General features: G+C 69.2%; 20 protein-coding genes. 10 read left to right on the top strand and 10 right to left on the bottom strand.

The window, feature by feature from the left end; translation table 11 throughout:
• Positions 1 to 26: 26 nt before the first annotated feature.
• The 3 genes from ACFRAQ_RS01770 to ACFRAQ_RS01760 are packed head-to-tail and all read left to right on the top strand — an operon-like array spanning position 27 to position 1,966.
• Positions 27 to 404, top strand: a complete 378-nt coding sequence (locus ACFRAQ_RS01770) for a DUF742 domain-containing protein (protein ID WP_357092287.1) — start codon at positions 27 to 29, stop codon at positions 402 to 404.
• Positions 385 to 1,080 carry an ATP/GTP-binding protein gene (locus tag ACFRAQ_RS01765; protein ID WP_379092707.1) on the top strand — a complete coding sequence of 232 codons (696 nt, stop codon included), beginning with the start codon at positions 385 to 387 and terminating at the stop codon, positions 1,078 to 1,080. The genes ACFRAQ_RS01770 and ACFRAQ_RS01765 overlap by 20 nt, the downstream gene beginning before the upstream one ends.
• Before the next feature lie 46 nt (positions 1,081 to 1,126).
• Positions 1,127 to 1,966 (top strand): hypothetical protein, encoded by an 840-nt coding sequence (locus ACFRAQ_RS01760; RefSeq protein ID WP_379092704.1) that lies wholly within the window; start codon positions 1,127 to 1,129, stop codon positions 1,964 to 1,966.
• A 6-nt stretch (positions 1,967 to 1,972) separates the two neighbouring features.
• Here ACFRAQ_RS01760 and ACFRAQ_RS01755 read toward each other — a convergent pair whose 3' ends face one another.
• A complete protein-coding gene (locus ACFRAQ_RS01755) occupies positions 1,973 to 2,758 on the bottom strand; it encodes a VOC family protein (RefSeq protein WP_379092701.1) in 786 nt (261 codons plus the stop codon).
• 131 nt (positions 2,759 to 2,889) lie between these two features.
• On the opposite strand from ACFRAQ_RS01755, the gene ACFRAQ_RS01750 reads away from it, so the two are divergent.
• Together ACFRAQ_RS01750 and ACFRAQ_RS01745 are read left to right on the top strand one after the other, a co-directional pair.
• Positions 2,890 to 3,918, top strand: coding sequence for a glycoside hydrolase domain-containing protein (locus ACFRAQ_RS01750; RefSeq protein WP_379092698.1), 1,029 nt, complete (start codon positions 2,890 to 2,892; stop codon positions 3,916 to 3,918).
• Positions 3,919 to 4,210: 292 nt separating this feature from the next.
• Complete coding sequence (locus tag ACFRAQ_RS01745; protein ID WP_213559337.1) at positions 4,211 to 4,435, top strand: hypothetical protein; 225 nt, start codon at positions 4,211 to 4,213, stop codon at positions 4,433 to 4,435.
• Between the two features lie 86 nt (positions 4,436 to 4,521).
• Here the strand turns inward: ACFRAQ_RS01745 and rpmF are convergent, their stop codons facing one another.
• Genes rpmF through mrf form a run of 3 tightly spaced genes read right to left on the bottom strand, consistent with a single transcriptional unit; the run spans position 4,522 to position 6,273 of the window.
• The gene (gene rpmF, locus ACFRAQ_RS01740; protein WP_379092694.1) at positions 4,522 to 4,695 is read right to left on the bottom strand and encodes a 50S ribosomal protein L32; all 174 of its coding nucleotides are present in this window, start codon (positions 4,693 to 4,695) and stop codon (positions 4,522 to 4,524) included.
• The gene (locus tag ACFRAQ_RS01735; protein ID WP_379092691.1) at positions 4,695 to 4,982 is read right to left on the bottom strand and encodes a type B 50S ribosomal protein L31; all 288 of its coding nucleotides are present in this window, start codon (positions 4,980 to 4,982) and stop codon (positions 4,695 to 4,697) included. The genes rpmF and ACFRAQ_RS01735 overlap by 1 nt, the downstream gene beginning before the upstream one ends.
• Positions 4,983 to 4,986: 4 nt before the next feature.
• Positions 4,987 to 6,273 carry a ribosome hibernation factor-recruiting GTPase MRF gene (gene mrf, locus ACFRAQ_RS01730; protein ID WP_379092688.1) on the bottom strand — a complete coding sequence of 429 codons (1,287 nt, stop codon included), beginning with the start codon at positions 6,271 to 6,273 and terminating at the stop codon, positions 4,987 to 4,989.
• A gap of 110 nt (positions 6,274 to 6,383) precedes the next feature.
• Between mrf and rpmB the strand changes: the two genes are divergently transcribed.
• From rpmB to rpsR, 4 genes are read left to right on the top strand one after another with little or no spacing between them, the layout of a single operon-like run.
• Positions 6,384 to 6,620: a 50S ribosomal protein L28 gene (gene rpmB, locus ACFRAQ_RS01725; RefSeq protein WP_357280687.1), complete on the top strand. Its 237-nt coding sequence runs from the start codon at positions 6,384 to 6,386 to the stop codon at positions 6,618 to 6,620.
• A gap of 10 nt (positions 6,621 to 6,630) precedes the next feature.
• Entirely contained in the window at positions 6,631 to 6,801 is a 171-nt protein-coding gene (gene rpmG, locus ACFRAQ_RS01720) for a 50S ribosomal protein L33 (RefSeq protein WP_379092685.1), read from the top strand.
• A 1-nt stretch (position 6,802) separates the two neighbouring features.
• Positions 6,803 to 7,108 (top strand): 30S ribosomal protein S14, encoded by a 306-nt coding sequence (gene rpsN, locus ACFRAQ_RS01715; RefSeq protein ID WP_379092682.1) that lies wholly within the window; start codon positions 6,803 to 6,805, stop codon positions 7,106 to 7,108.
• A 50-nt stretch (positions 7,109 to 7,158) separates the two neighbouring features.
• Complete coding sequence (rpsR, locus tag ACFRAQ_RS01710; RefSeq protein WP_357092315.1) at positions 7,159 to 7,413, top strand: 30S ribosomal protein S18; 255 nt, start codon at positions 7,159 to 7,161, stop codon at positions 7,411 to 7,413.
• 178 nt (positions 7,414 to 7,591) lie between these two features.
• Here rpsR and ACFRAQ_RS01705 read toward each other — a convergent pair whose 3' ends face one another.
• A complete protein-coding gene (locus ACFRAQ_RS01705; RefSeq protein WP_379092678.1) occupies positions 7,592 to 8,152 on the bottom strand; it encodes a LysM peptidoglycan-binding domain-containing protein in 561 nt (186 codons plus the stop codon).
• A gap of 217 nt (positions 8,153 to 8,369) precedes the next feature.
• Between ACFRAQ_RS01705 and ACFRAQ_RS01700 the strand changes: the two genes are divergently transcribed.
• Positions 8,370 to 8,828, top strand: a complete 459-nt coding sequence (locus ACFRAQ_RS01700; RefSeq protein ID WP_379092675.1) for a hypothetical protein — start codon at positions 8,370 to 8,372, stop codon at positions 8,826 to 8,828.
• A gap of 92 nt (positions 8,829 to 8,920) precedes the next feature.
• Here ACFRAQ_RS01700 and purH read toward each other — a convergent pair whose 3' ends face one another.
• The 5 genes from purH to sucD all read right to left on the bottom strand — a co-directional run bounded on the left by purH (position 8,921) and on the right by sucD (position 15,152).
• A complete protein-coding gene (gene purH / locus ACFRAQ_RS01695; protein WP_379092673.1) occupies positions 8,921 to 10,495 on the bottom strand; it encodes a bifunctional phosphoribosylaminoimidazolecarboxamide formyltransferase/IMP cyclohydrolase in 1,575 nt (524 codons plus the stop codon).
• Positions 10,492 to 11,127, bottom strand: a complete 636-nt coding sequence (gene purN, locus ACFRAQ_RS01690) for a phosphoribosylglycinamide formyltransferase (protein WP_379092670.1) — start codon at positions 11,125 to 11,127, stop codon at positions 10,492 to 10,494. Before purN ends, purH begins: the two co-directional genes overlap by 4 nt.
• 103 nt (positions 11,128 to 11,230) lie before the next feature.
• Positions 11,231 to 12,832: a DUF6350 family protein gene (locus ACFRAQ_RS01685; protein ID WP_379092667.1), complete on the bottom strand. Its 1,602-nt coding sequence runs from the start codon at positions 12,830 to 12,832 to the stop codon at positions 11,231 to 11,233.
• Between the two features lie 120 nt (positions 12,833 to 12,952).
• Complete coding sequence (locus tag ACFRAQ_RS01680; protein ID WP_379092664.1) at positions 12,953 to 13,945, bottom strand: DUF5336 domain-containing protein; 993 nt, start codon at positions 13,943 to 13,945, stop codon at positions 12,953 to 12,955.
• Between the two features lie 292 nt (positions 13,946 to 14,237).
• Positions 14,238 to 15,152 (bottom strand): succinate--CoA ligase subunit alpha, encoded by a 915-nt coding sequence (gene sucD, locus ACFRAQ_RS01675; RefSeq protein WP_357280709.1) that lies wholly within the window; start codon positions 15,150 to 15,152, stop codon positions 14,238 to 14,240.
• Between the last annotated feature and the right edge of the window lie 14 nt (positions 15,153 to 15,166).

Here is a 15,166-nt window from a genome sequence, read left to right as displayed (position 1 = left end):
TCGAACACTGCCTAGATGAGCCGCAAATGACCAATCCTCATGGCGGTGGCGGTAACCGGCCACCGACCACCCGAGTTCGTCCCTACGCGTTGACCTCCGGCCGTACCGAGCCGGCGGTCGAGCTACCGCTGGAAGCGGTCGTCGAGACCCTGTCCTACACCGCCCACTTCGACTGGCCCGCCGGCGACGTGCGCACCGAGATCCTGCGGCTGGGCACGGCCCGGCTCTCGGTCGCCGAGATCGCGGCGCACCTGGGCCGTCCGCTGGGCATGGTCCGGGTCGTCATCGGCGATCTGGTGGTCGCCGGAACCCTGCGTGTGCATTCGACTTTGAGCGATCAGGCGACCTTCGACGAGCGCCGCTCCCTGATGGAGAGGACCCTGCATGGACTCCGCGCCCTATAACGGCGGAGGCTACCCCGCCGGCCCGCACGGGGGGCCGGCGTATACCACCGGGCAGTTCCCGAACCCGGGACTGCAGTACCCGCCGCGGCCGGGCGAGGAGTCGCGCACCGCGTCGACCAAGATCGTCGTGGCGGGCGGATTCGGCGCGGGCAAGACCACCTTCGTCGGCGCGGTCTCCGAGATCGTGCCGCTGCGCACCGAGGCCATGGTGACCGGCTATTCGGACGGGGTCGATGACCTCGCCGCCACGCCCGGCAAGGAAACCACCACCGTGGCCATGGATTTCGGGCGCATCATCCTGCCCGGCAACCTGGTGCTGTACCTGTTCGGCACGCCCGGACAGCGGCGGTTCTGGTTCATGTGGGACGACCTGATCAAGGGCGCCATCGGCGCGGTCGTGCTGGTCGACACCCGCCGCATCGAGGACAGCTTCGCGGCCGTGGACTTCTTCGAGGCCAAGTCGCTGCCGTTCCTGATCGCGGTCAACCGCTTCCCGGACGCGCCGCGCTTCCCGGTCGCCGAGCTGCGCGAAGCGCTCAGTGTCCGCGAGGGCGTGCCGATCGTGGACATCGACGCGCGCGACCCGGTCGAGGTGCGGCGGTCGCTGGCCGCGGTCACCGAATACGCGATCGAACGGTTGATGGTGGCGCAGCGCGAGACCGCGCAGCGCGGCTGACGTTCGCCCATCCGGGTTCGGGCTTACGAAGGACAGGGGTGTCTGGATGATCTACTTCTCGATGGGCTACTGGGTGCTCGCGCTGGCGGTGATCGTGTCGTTCGCGGGGGCGGCCTGCGGGCTGGCGTGCATTCGGCAGTCCACCAAGTCGGTGACCCAGAAGTTCCGGATCGTATGGCTTTTCGTGGCGGCGGTGTCGATCGGCGGCGTCGGGGTCGCCATGCCGGTGTTCGTCTCCATGCTCGGTTTCGATGTGCGCGGCACCCAGCTGCGCTACGACAACCTCTCGATCACGCTGTTCTCGGTGCTGTCGGCGATCACCGTGTTCCTGGCGCTGCTGATCACCGGCAAGACGCTGGTGTGGTGGCGGCTGCTGGTCGCGGCGGCCGTGATGGCCTTCGGAATCGGCGACGTGCACCAGCTGCTGCTGGGCGCCATCCGGATCCAGGGCACCGCGGACCGCGGCCTGGTGTCCACCGTCGCGGTGTACGCGATCGCCTTCGTGCTCTCGGCGCTCACCCTGTGGTTCAGCCTGTGGGTCGGTTCGGTGCCGATGGTGCTGGCCGGCGCGGTGGTGTACGCGGTCCTCGTGACCAGCATGCATTACGCCGGACTGACCGGGCTGCAGGTGCACGTGGACCCGAGCGCGCCCGCGCCGCAGGGGAACGTGCTGTTCACCTTCTTCGTGCCGTTCTTCATCATCGGCACGCTGTCGCTGGCGATTCCGATCACCGCCATCCTGGTCGCCCCGGACCGGCGCGAGGCCCGCGCCCCGATGGCGGTCCCCGACCCGGCGGTCGCGCACAGCACGTCGCTGCAGGCGGCCTCGCAGCACGCCGCGGCGTCGCAGCAGCAGGGTGCGCGCCGACCGGAATCGATGCTCTGATCCGCACTAGCGCGGCACGTCCCGGGGATCGAGCAGACCGAACAGCTCGCCCTGGGGCGCGGCCATGATGGCCATCCGGCCGAACGGTCCGTCGGTGGCGGACATGAGCACGGTCGCGCCCAGTTCCACGGCGCGGGTCAGGCCGGAATCGATGTCCTCGGACTGGAACCAGGTCAGCCAGTAGGGCTGGGCGGGGGCGACGCCGTTCACGCTGTCGTCGTTGATGCCGCCGACCGAGCCGGTCTCGCCGAGCGGAGTGAAGGTGGCGTATCGCGTTGTCTCGTCGTCGAATTCGGCGAAGGTGAAGCCGAAGACCGCCGCGTAGAAGGACTTCGCGGCCGCGAAATCGCCGGTGTGCAAGTCGTTCCAGACATAGGCGCCGTGCTCGTTGTACACGGCCGCGCCGTCGTGGGCGCGGGCCTCCCACACCGCGAAGGGCGCGCCGGAGGCGTCGGCGGCCACGAACATGCGGCCGAACTCCATCACGTCGAAGGCGGGCACCAGCAGGCGGCCGCCCGCCGCGGTCACCTGCCGCGCGCACGCGTCGGCGTCGGCCACCGCGAAGTACGTGGTCCACACCGCGGGCACCCCGGCCTCGGGTTTGGGCCCGATGCCCGCCACCGCGCGGCCGTCCCGCAGCGCCATCAGGTAGCCGCCCGACTCCTCCCCGCCGCCTTGCATGTCCCAGCCGAACAGTCCGGCGTAGAACTCGCCGGCCTTGGCCGGATCATCGACCTGACAGTCGACCCAGCACGGTGTTCCGGGCGGCCACGCCTCGTCGCGTACAGGCATTTACGAATCTCCGTTCCCACTCATCAGTGACGCACCTCACAAAGCGTCCCCAGTCAACCACTCTCGATCGATCGCCGCGATGGTTCGGATTCGGCTCCCGGCGGCGCCGCCGTCGAATTACAGTGGGAGTCATGCGTTTCGGGCTGGACTACGCCGCAGGTCGGCCCGCGCCGAGTGCCATCACGGCCAACGGCTACGACTTCGTGGTTCGCTACCTGTCCGAGGGCGGCCCCTCGCTGCCGGGCAAGCTGCTCACCCCCGCCGAAGCGGATGACCTGCGCGCACACGGGATTTCCATCGTCGCGAACTGGGAGACCACCGCCGCCCGCATGCTGGACGGCTACGGCGCGGGCGTCACCGACGCGCGCGCCGCGCTGGCGCAGATGCTGCGCTGCGGCGGGCGGACGGATCGGCCGATCTACTTCTCCGCGGATTTCGACGCCACCCCGCAACAGCAGGTGCCGATCGACGCCTACCTGGACGGCGCGGCGAGTGTCCTCGGACGCTCGAATGTCGGTATCTACGGCGGGTATTGGCCGGTGAGCCGGGCGCTGGACGCCGGGACGGCGACCTGGGCGTGGCAGACGGTGGCGTGGTCGGGCGGGCGGGTGGATCCGCGGATCGCGATCTACCAGAACGGCGAGCAGGTGATCGTCGACGGCGTGGAATGCGATGTGAATCAAACCGACCGAATCGATTTCGGCCAGTGGGATGTGGAAACGGAGGAACCCGACTTGACACCCGAACAGGACGCGGCATTGCACGACATCCAGATCCAGCTGCGCGGACCCGGCCTCAACGGCTGGCCGCAGCTGGGCACCGATGCCCAGGGCCGCAACCGGACGGTGGTGGACGGGCTGGCGGCCGCGCTCACGCGGATCGACGAACTGCGCACCGAGATCAGCGAACTCGAAGCCACCACCGCCGAGTTGAAGGAGGAACTGGCGCGGGTGGCGGGCAAGGGGCACTGGCCCTTCCCGTTCTCGCTCGTCGAGGGTCCGGCCACCGCGTTCGCCGATCAGCTGGCAAAGCTCGAGCAGTTGCTGCCGGATGTGCCGTTGCCGGGCTGGGGAACCGGACCGAACGGACATTCCGGCGATAAGGCCGCGAATGGATCAGCCTCGGCGAGTGCCGCGCCGAAAGCCGTATCCGACAGTTAGATTGGGTGAATTGTCGGATTCTCTCCGTCGGGGGAAGAACCCGAAACGGCCTCTGAAGTGGCGATGAGCGGGTTCTCCTGTAATCAGAAGAACCCGCCCTCAAGGCACGAGAATACCGTCACCAGGCCACGACTTCACAACTTTAGGAAGACTTTTTCGCACCCTCGCGAAAAGTCCACCCGTGACCGGGGCCTCCGCAACACCCGAGCAGATCACTGGTGGGACAGCAACTTCAACGCTATTGTCGGGCTCGTCCGTTCTCTTGCTCCAGTTCCAGACGAAGGAGGCTCTCGTGGCCGTCAACGTGGTACTCGACAAAGCTCTCGACAAGGCCTACGAATCCAAGTCTCTCGACGACATCCTGGCCGCGCCGCCGTCGGCGCTCGCCGGACTCACCGAGAAGCACGACGCCCAGCTGCTCGAGGCGCTCGGTGTGAAGACCATCGCCGACCTCGGCAAGAACAAGTACTTCCGTCTCGCCGCCACCCTGGTGGACCTGGCCGCGAAGGAGGGCTGACGGGCCCCGGGGAAACCCGGACCCGCAGCAGTGGGGAGGTTCGGGGGCCAAGCCCCGAACCCCCACGACCCGCGGTCTTCTCGAACTCAGAGTTTCCCGGGATCGATCAGCCCGCGTTCGACGGCTCGCAGCAGCCGCCGCGGCACCCTACGCACCACTCCCCCGACCGTGACCGGCTCCAGATCCGGCGGGCTCGCCTTCCACTGCGAACGGCGGCTGTGGGTGTTCGCGCGCGACATCCTGCGCTTCGGAACGGCCATCAGGCGTTCTCCTCTCCGGTGATCGAATCACGGTTTCCTCGAACGCGTTTGCCGTAGCGGCGCTCGAACTTCTCCACGCGGCCCGCGGTGTCCAGGACGCGCTGATTCCCGGTCCAGAACGGGTGGGAATCGGCGGTCACGTCCACCACCAGCAGCGGGTAGGTATTACCATCCGACCACTCGATGGTGCGGGTGGAGACCGCGGTGGAACGGGTCAGGAAGCACTTGCCGGTGCCCACGTCCTGGAAGACCACCGGGTGGTAGTCGGGGTGGATTCCCTGTTTCATCACTTCACCTTTCGTTGTTGCGGGTCTTGCCGTCGCCGGCGGGCGTCGAGCGGGTGGTGTCGCACGGCTCCTCGTGCTGATCGCCGAACGGGTCGACCCACAGCGCGACCCGTTCCGGGGCGAAGCGCACCTGCCGCAGTTCGTCCTCGTCCACCAGCGCCCAATGCAGCGCGTTCCGGATCTCGTCGGCGTCGGCGTCGGCGACCAGGATCACCAGCGAGGTGTGGCGGTCGCCGAAGTGCTCGTGCCAGCGCAGCGAGGCCAGCACGCGGCGTTCCGGGTCCACCTCGTCCAGCTCGCGGGATGTCATGACCGCGAGCCACTTTCCGGCGCCGCCGACGCGCAGCCCGCCGCCCGCCGATTCCAGCCACACCACCTCGTCGGGCTGGGTGGCCAGCCAGGCCCGGCCGCGCGCGCTCACCACGCCCTCCAGCAGCACATCGATGGCCGAGTGCAGTCGATCGGGGTGAAAGGGGCGGTCGGTGGCGAATTCCAGCAGCGCCACACCGCAATCCGGCTCCAACGGCGGTGCGCCCGCCAGCAGCGGGGCGTGCGGATCGAAGGCCGCGCCGCGGCGCGCGCCGTCGGGCACCCGGCGCAGCAGCCAGGTCAGATCGTCGACGTCGAGGGTGGCGGGGTCGGCTACCCAGCTGATCGGGGCGCGCGGGGACAGCCGGGCCAGCACGGCGGTCGTGCGCTCCCGGTCGAGCAGGTCGGCTCCGGAGTCGAAAACCAGCAGCGCATCGGCGAACTCGGCCTGGCCGACGGCCAGCTGCGCCACGGTGCGCTCGTCCTCCGCGGTGACATGGCCGCGCTCGGCGAGGGTCTCGTCGCCGGTGGCGTCGGCCAGCCAATCGCGGGCGTCGACGCAGGTGAGGACGGTATCGATGCGCACGCTGCGGGCGGCCGGGCCGTCGACGCGACCGAGCACACCGGTCACCACCACGTCATTGACGGCCTGGCACACCGCTTCGGCTTCGAAGGCCGGATCCAGCGCGAGCACGATGCGCCGCACCGAATCCCGTTCGGCGAGCTGACACAGGTAGGGCAGCAGGTCGGCGCGCAGGGTGCAGGAGACGCAACCGTGCGCGAGTTCCAGCACGGTGACGGTCTCGCGCCCGTCGAGACGAACCGTCCGGCGCACCACACCCTCACGCAGTTCGCTCAGGTCGTGCCGGACCACGACGGTGCCGGGCTCGGCGCCCAGCAGGCGCGCGGCCTGCTCGACACCGTCGGCCGCGCGTCCGGGGAGTCCCGCGAGGACGAGCACAGGCTTGCGTTGGGACGCCACCGGTCCCCCTTTCGACAATGATTTTCAATTACCGGAGAGTCAATGTACCGTGGAATAAGTTCGTTGTCGAAAACGATTGTCAGTATCGTCTACCCCCGAAGGGAGTGCCCATGTCGGCCATCTGCCAGGTCACCGGCCGCAAGCCGGGCTTCGGCAAGTCCGTATCGCACTCGCACACGCGGACCAACCGGCGCTGGGACCCCAACATCCAGCGCAAGACCTACTACCTGCCCAGCGAGGACCGCCGCATCACGCTGCGGGTCTCGGCCAAGGGCATCAAGGTCATCGACCGCGACGGCATCGAAGCGGTCGTCGCTCGCCTGCGCGCCGCCGGCGAGAAGATCTGAAAGGAAGACGATGGCATCGAAATCGACCGACATCCGGCCCGTCATCAAGCTGAAGTCCACGGCCGGGACCGGCTACACCTACGTCACGCGCAAGAACCGGCGCAACGACCCCGACCGGCTGGTCCTGAAGAAGTACGACCCGGTCGTCCGCCAGCACGTCGACTTCCGCGAGGACCGGTGACATGGCGAAGAAGTCCAAGATCGCCAAAAACGAAGAGCGCAAACTGATCGTGGAACGCTGGGCCGGGCGGCGCGCGGAGCTCAAGGAGATCATCCGCAAACCGACCAGCAGCGACGCCCAGCGGGCGGCCGCGCAGTCCGCCTTACAGCAGCTGCCGCGCGATGCCAGTCCGGTACGATTGCGCAATCGGGACGCCGCGGACGGACGCCCCCGCGGCCATCTCCGCAAGTTCGGCCTCTCGCGTGTGCGGGTTCGCGCGATGGCTCATCGAGGAGAGCTGCCCGGTGTGCACAAATCGAGCTGGTAAGCATCCACCATTCGTTGACAACGACACCGCGTGAGTGAGGAACCGCTGACATGGCAGTGAAGCGAGCACCGTCGAAGAAGATGCGGGCCGAGCAGGCCCGCCGCCCGAAGAAGAACCCCCTCATCGCGGCCGGCGTCGAGACCGTCGACTACAAGGACGTGAACCTGCTCCGCACGTTCATCTCCGACCGCGGCAAGATCCGCAGCCGCCGCGTGACGGGACTGACCCCGCAGCAGCAGCGCCAGGTGGCGGTGGCCGTGAAGAATGCCCGCGAAATGGCCTTGCTGCCCTTCACGAGCCGATAGCCCGCGGAGCGAAAGCCCAGGAATGGGAACAACTCTCGGACGCTCAGGGGTACTCCCTGAAACCCCGGCAGAGGTGTGAGCGGGAGCGACGGCACGGCCCGTCCACCCCAAATCCGAGGCCCCCGAGTGCTTTTTGCACTCGGGGGCCTCGTTCTCGTTCACGTGGCGGAGCCGCGATTTACGGGATGGTCAGCACCTGGCCGGGCTGAATCAGGTCGGGGTTGTCGACACCCGACGCGTTGGCGATCTCCTGGTAGCGGTTGCCGTCGCCGTAGAAGCGCTCGGCGATGGCCCACAGGGTGTCACCCGGCTCGACGGTGTAGGTCTGGGCGGCGGGCGGCGGCGGGGGGACATCCTCGACCGCGGCGGCCTGGGTCTGGACCGGCTCCGGAGCGGGGAGCGGGTTGTCGGTGTTGGTGCCCGACGACCACAGCGAGCCGCCGTCGGAGCCGTACAGCACCACATTGCGGTCGGCCTGCACGACCAGGCGCTCCGCGCTCTTGCCATTGGTCTCGGTGGACCAGGCGGCGCCGTCCTCCTTGTAGAGGACGAAGTTGCCGTCATCCTGCAGGGTCGCCTTCACGACGCCCTGACCGTTGGTGCCGGAAGCCCATTCGACCTTGCCACTCGGGTCGGACAGCACCAGGTTGCCATCATCTTGCAGAGTCAGGGTGTACGCGCCGCCTTGCAGCGACTGACCACGACCGAGTTCTTCGCCAACCTTCAACGAGTCGCCCACGGTGCGTCCTTTCGGGAGGGGGGAACATGAGATAAGACGATGTCGCGGAACTGCATTCGCACATCTGGGGACGACAGTACCGACTCCGCCCCCGTCACCGCATCGTTACGCGCCGGTTCTGCGAAGATTTCGGCGTGTCTTCGCCAGAAATTCGCCGGCTGGGCTTACACGGCGCTCCGGACCAGTCGTGCGGCGGCGGGACATTAGGGTGTCAGCCATGTACGGGATACGGGCACGCCGCCTGATCGCTGCCGCCGCAGCCACTCTGATCGGGCTCAGCCTCACCGCCTGCGGGAACTCCGGCAACGGCGGCACCACCTCCAGCAGCACCGGCGCGACCACCACCGCCGCCACGCCCACCGAAGCCACGAGCGGACAGATCGGACGCGAGTTCACCGCCGACCCGACCATCGTGAGCCCGCACGGCATTCCGTTCGACAGCTGGACCCGCGTCGCCCCCGACAAGATCGCCGTCAACTTCCAGACCGGCTCCCCCGAATGCTACGGCGTGGACGCGAGCGTCACCGAGACCTCGTCCACCGTCACCGTGGACCTGCGCTCGGGCACCCGCGCCGACGCGGTCGGCAGGATGTGCACCATGATCGCCGTCTTCGGCACCCTCGAGGTGCCACTGAAGTCCCCACTCGGCGATCGGAAAGTATTGAGCGCCACGTAATCCCGCATACGCGACAGGGCCCGGACCGCATAGGCGATCCGGGCCCTGTCCCGATCTCGTGGTACCGCTACCGCGTCACCGCCGACTCACGCTCAGTGCGCGAAGTGACGAGATCCGGTGAGGTACAAGGTGACTCCGGCCTCACGGCACAGGTCGATGGTGTCCTTGTCTCGGATGGAACCGCCCGGGTGCACGATGGCGCGCACACCGGCCGCCACCAGGATCTGCGGGCCGTCCGAGAACGGGAAGAACGCGTCGGACGCGGCCACCGAACCCTTGGCCCGCTCCCCGGCCCGCTCCACCGCCAGCTTGCAGGAGTCGACCCGGTTGACCTGGCCCATGCCGACGCCCACGGCCGCGCCGTCGTCGGCCAGCAGGATGGCGTTGGACTTCACGGCACGGCAAGCGCGCCAAGCGAATTCGAGGTCACGCAGGGTGGCCTCGTCGGCCGCCTCGCCCGCGGCGAGAGTCCAGTTGGCGGCGCTGTCGCCCTCGGCGTCGAGGATGTCACGGTCCTGCAGCAGCGCGCCGCCGCTGACCGGACGCAGCTCCGCGCCCTTGCGCTGGGCCGGGTCGGCCACCAGCACGCGCACGTTCTTCTTGCGCGCCAGCACCTCCACCGCGCCGTCGGCATAGGACGGGGCCACCACGACCTCGGTGAAGATCTCGGCGACCTGCTCGGCCATCTCGACCGAGACCTCACGGTTGGCCGCGATCACGCCGCCGTACGCGGAGACCGGGTCGGTGGCGTGCGCCTTGCGATGCGCCTCGGCGATATCCGCGCCGACCGCGATGCCGCACGGGTTGGCGTGCTTGATGACCGCCACGGCCGGAGCGTCGAAGTCGTAGGCGGCGCGCCAGGCGGCGTCCGCGTCGGTGTAGTTGTTGTACGACATCTCCTTGCCGTGCAACTGCTGCGCCTGCGCCAGCCCGCGCGGGCCGCCCTGGCTGGTGTACAGCGCGGCCGCCTGATGCGGGTTCTCGCCGTAACGCAGCACGTCCTCGCGCTGCCAGGTGCCGCCGATCCACTCCGGGAACTGCTGCGCGGCAGCCGATTCCGGTGCCACGGCCGGAACCGCGACACTGGTCATCCAGCTGGCGACGGCCACGTCGTAGGTGGCGGTGTGCTGGAAAGCCTTGGCCGCCAGGGCGGTCCGCTCGGCGAGGGTGAAACCACCCTGCGCCACGGCGGCGATCACCTCGGCGTAGTCACCGGTGTTGACGACCACCGCGACCGACGGGTGGTTCTTGGCGGCGGCGCGCACCATGGACGGGCCGCCGATGTCGATCTGCTCCACGCACTCGTCGACGCTCGCGCCCGAGGCCACGGTCTGGGTGAACGGGTACAGGTTCACCACGACGAGCTGGAAGGCCTCGACACCGAGCTCGACCAGCTGGTCGACGTGCTCTTCCTTGCGGGTGTCGGCCAGGATGCCGGCGTGCACGCGGGGGTGCAGCGTCTTGACCCGGCCGTCCAGGGTCTCCGGGAAACCGGTCAGGTCTTCGACTTTGGTGACCGGAATGCCGGCGTCGGCGATCTTGCCGGCGGTCGAACCGGTGGAGACCAGCTCCACGCCCGCCTGGTGCAGACCGGTAGCCAGTTCGATCAGCCCGGTCTTGTCGTAGACGCTTACGAGGGCCCGCTTGATCGGCTTGCGTTCACTCACCGGAGAACTCGCTCATCTGGGATAACTGCCTTTCGTCCATCGGAGACAATGCCTCGGGTAGCGACGGCGGCGACGGTCTCCGCCAGCAGCCGGCGCTCCACGACCTTGATGCGCTCGTGCAGGGTCGCCTCGTCGTCATCGGGCAGCACGGTGACCGCCTCCTGCGCCAGGATCGGCCCGGTGTCGATGCCCGAATCGACCAGGTGCACGGTCGAACCGGTCACCCGCACGCCGTAGGCGAGCGCGTCCCGCACGCCGTGCGCACCCGGGAACGCGGGCAGCAGCGCGGGATGGGTATTGATGATGCGACCGCCGAAACGGTCCATGAAAGCCGGGCCCAGGATCTTCATGAAGCCCGCCGACACCACCAGATCCGGTGCGAAGGCGGCCACGATCTCGGTCAGCGCCCGATCCCATTCGGCACGGTCGGCGAACTCGCCCAGCGCGACCTTGAACGAGGAGACGTCGAACGCCTCGGCGTGCTCCAGGGCGGCGCAGTCGCGATCCACGCCCACGGCGACCACCCGCGCCGGGTAGCCCGGCTGCCGGGTCGCTTCCAACAGGGAACGCAGCAGGGACCCGGTGCCGGAGGCGAGCACCACGACGGACGCGGGTGCGGTCGGCGGCAACATCGGGGCGGGCGTGGACGTCAGCGCACTACTCCCTGTCGATCGGGGCGGGGAAGGGACAGCGGGAAGCTATCCGCCGACCAACAGCCTAACGACCGTGCACCGGCTACTTGTCCGGCAGGTCTCCCTCTACCACTTCCGCGTCGACGATGTCGGGGTTGTCGGCGGATTTCACACCGGCGGCGGACCCGTCGTCGTCCTGGTCGTCGACCAGTTCGGCGTCCAGGGCGTCGTCGAGATCCTCGTCGTCGTACCAGCCGCTCTCGGCGTGGTGGCCGGTACCGGGCTCCGAGGCGGGGGCGGGGGCGTCCTCCCCGAGTTCGTCGCCATAGTCGTCGTACTCGTCGTCGTAGTCGTCGTCGGCATACTCGCCTTCGGCGTAGTCGTCGTCGGCGTAGTCGTCCTCGTACTCGTCGTCCGCGTACTCGTAGTCGTCGTACTCGTCATCCGCGTACACGTCGTCCGCGACGGCGGGCGCCACGGCCGGGCCGCCGAACCAGCGCGCACCGAGCAGGCCCACGTATCCGGCCACCGCGAACCACACGAACACCAGCACCGCGCTCAGCGCGGCCGGGCCGATCCGGCCGAAGGTGCCGAGCTCGCCGCCGGCCAGCGCGCCCAGCAGCGCCATGCCCACGGCCGCGACCCCGGCGGCGGTCAGCGTCGCCCAGGGCGCGGTCGCCCGATCCCGGGAGGTGCGACCGCATTCCAGCCCCGACAGCACGCCGATCGCCGCGGGCGCCAGCAAGAGCACCAGCCACCACAGCGCCACCGGACCCGACGGCACCGCGGCCGCCACCGGCACCGCGGGCACCGGCGCACCGTCGATCGCGAACAGGCTCAACGATCCCGGGCCGATCCGCACCTGCCCGCCGACCAGCAGGCTCACCCCGTCGACCGCGATATTCGGCAGGTAGGCCAGCGACAGCAGCGTCAAACCCAGTGCGCCGGAGACGCTTCCGGCGGCCGCGTGATAGGTGTCGCCGATCCGGGACCAGTGCGCCAGGAACGACACCACGGTCAGCACGGCCGCGGCCGCCAGCAGCCGGCCCGCGGCCAGCGCACCCGCCCGGGCGCCGGGAACCACCCAGTCCGGCAGCGGAATCGGCAGCAGCTCCGCGAACTCGCGCCACCGGCGCGAACCGATACCGGCCATGGCGGCCAGCAGATTCAGCCAGGCGACCCAGGCGAACGCGGCCAGGGTGTCCGGCGGTTGCAGCGGCACCAGGGCCGCCGCGTCCTCGGCCACCGCCAGGCAGACCGCGGTGATCAGCAGCGGACCGCCGACGGCCGCGCCCAGCACCCAACCCAGATCGCGGATCTCGCAGTCGGAGTCGGCGGCCTGGGCGCTGTCGCGGGCCACCAGCCACAGCATCAGGAAGGTCGGCAGCAGCGGCCACAGGCCGATCCCGGTCTTGCCGATGACCAGCGGAACCTGGTGCACCGCAAGCCAGCTCGCGGCGATCGCCCCGGACGAGCCGCCCATGCCGCCGCCGGCCGCGAACAACGTGGCGTACACCAGAATGAAGATGATCAGCAGCGTGATGGCCGACGCCCGCGCCGCCACCAGCATCAGGACCCGCGCGAATTCCGGGGTGAGCGAACCGAATCCCCCGCCGTCGCCCCCACCCCGCTGCACCCGCGGCCGCCGCGGCGCCCGCAGGTCGGGGTCGCTCAGGCGAGCCAGGGCAGTTCTCGGGGCACTCATGGACAACCAGCGTGGCAGCATCTCGGAAACCGTAGGGTCAGGCGCGCCGGGCGAGCGGCGCGCGGGCAAAGAGAACGGCCCCCGGTCGGATACCGGAGGCCGCACCTTTGACGCGGAAAACTACTTGTCGTCCTGGCCCGGACGGAAGGCGCGGGTGGCGTCCGCGGCCGGATCGGCCGCCTGCTCGCCACCGAACGGCTGCGCCGGGCGCTGCTGCTGCTGACCGCCGAAGTGCTGGGTCGCGTCCGCGCTGCCCGCGGGCTGCTGCTGCGCGCCGTAGGACGGCTGCTGGCCGAAGGACTGCTGCGGCTGCTGACCGTACCCGGGCTGCTGCTGACCGTAGGTCGGCTGCGAACCGGTGCCGTAGCCCGCGGGCTGCTGACCGTACCCGGCCTGCTGACCGTACGACGGCTGCTGACCGTAGGCGGGCTGGGCGGGCTGGCCGAAGGACTGCTGCGGCTGCTGGCCGAAACCGCCCTGCTGACCGTACGACGGCTGCTGGTAGGACTGCGGGCCGGTCTGGCTGAACGGCTGCTGCGGCTGCTGACCGAAACCGCCCTGCGGCGCGGCCGGTTTCGGCTCCGGCGCCTTCACGATGCCGGCCTCGAACAGCAGCGCCAGCACCGCGACCACGGCCTGCACGAACGACAGGAACAGGATCACCCAGCCGCCCCACTTCAGCGTCATGCTGTCGCCGAGGTTGAAGGAGCCGAACAGGATTCCGAGGAACGCGCCCAGCGAGGCCGCCGCCACCAGACCGGTGTTGCCGCTCTGCTTGGGCAGCAGGGACAGCCCGGCCACCAGGCCGGCGATCAGCAGGAGCGTCACCAGCGCCGCGGAGCCCGCGCTCTCGAACAGGCTGAAGGTGGTGTCACCGCCGACCCGGGTGTTGCCGATCTCGACGGCCTTGGTGCCGACATAGGGCGCGAAGCCCAGCAGGAAGTTGAGGACGCCGAGCGCGGCGACGCCGACGGTCAGGAAGAAAGGCAGCCCCTTGCCCGCAACAGGCGAGGTTCCCGAACCGGCCGCGGGAGCGCCCGCGCCGAATCCGGAACCGGAGGAAGGCGTCGGCTGGGGCGCGTTGTATCCCGAGCCCCCGGTCGGGTAAGCCATGTCGTCGTCTCCTATCGAGTCGTTCACGAACTTCCACCGACGCTACTGCACGCAGCGGCCGGTGGCAGCATCTACCACCACCCGTGCCTCTACCGCAATAGCCCGATTCGGCGCAGTACCCGACGGCAGTACCCGCCCCCGCGCCTCCCCAAACGCCCGGCGCACGACGCGTTGCTCACACTCCCGCGAATCACGAAGGCCGCCTGTCGAATTCGACAGGCGGCCTTCGTATCAGCCATGGGGAGCAGGTGGGCCTGCGGCCCGCATCGGCATCAGCGGGGCACGAGAACCATCAAGCGCTGATGGAAGCCTTCTCCAGGATCTCGCGCGCGAGGGCGGCGGTCTCGGACGGGGTCTTGCCGACCTTCACGCCCGCGGCCTCGAGGGCGTCCTTCTTGGCCTGGGCGGTACCGGCGGAGCCGGAGACGATGGCGCCGGCGTGGCCCATGGTCTTGCCCTCCGGGGCGGTGAAGCCCGCGACGTAGCCGACGACCGGCTTGGTGACGTTGGCCTGGATGTAGGCCGCGGCCCGCTCCTCGGCGTCGCCGCCGATCTCGCCGATCATGACGATGAGCTTGGTCTCCGGGTCCTTCTCGAACGCCTCGATGGCGTCGATGTGGGTGGTGCCGATGACCGGGTCGCCGCCGATGCCGATGGCGGTGGAGAAACCGAAGTCCCGCAGCTCGTACATCATCTGGTAGGTCAGGGTGCCCGACTTGGAGACCAGGCCGATCGGGCCCTTGCCGGCGATGTTGGCCGGGGTGATGCCGACCAGCGACTCACCCGGGGTGATGATGCCGGGGCAGTTCGGGCCGATGATGCGGGTCTTCTGACCCTTCTCGACGTTGTAGGCCCACGCGTACGCGGTGTCCTGCACCGGGATGCCCTCGGTGATGACCACGAGCAGCGGGATCTCCGCGTCGATGGCCTCGATGATGGCGTCCTTCGAGAAGGCCGGGGGGACGAACGCGATGGAGGTGTCGGCGCCGGTCTTCTCCATGGCCTCGGCCACGGAAGCGAACACGGGGAGCTCGACGGTGTTGCCGTCCTTGTCCACGTGCGACACGGTGGTGCCGGCCTTGCGGGCGTTGACACCGCCGACCACGTTGGTGCCCGCCTTCAGCATCAGGGCGGTGTGCTTGGTGCCCTCACCGCCGGTGATGCCCTGGACGATGACCTTGTTGTCCTTGTTCAGGAAGATAGACATGTGGGTTCGTGTCC

Source organism: Nocardia sp. NPDC056611, from assembly GCF_042792755.1.
GTDB lineage: Bacteria > Actinomycetota > Actinomycetes > Mycobacteriales > Mycobacteriaceae > Nocardia.
The sequence above is the reverse complement of the archived record's forward strand: the minus strand, read 5'-3'. Positions and strand labels throughout refer to the sequence as shown.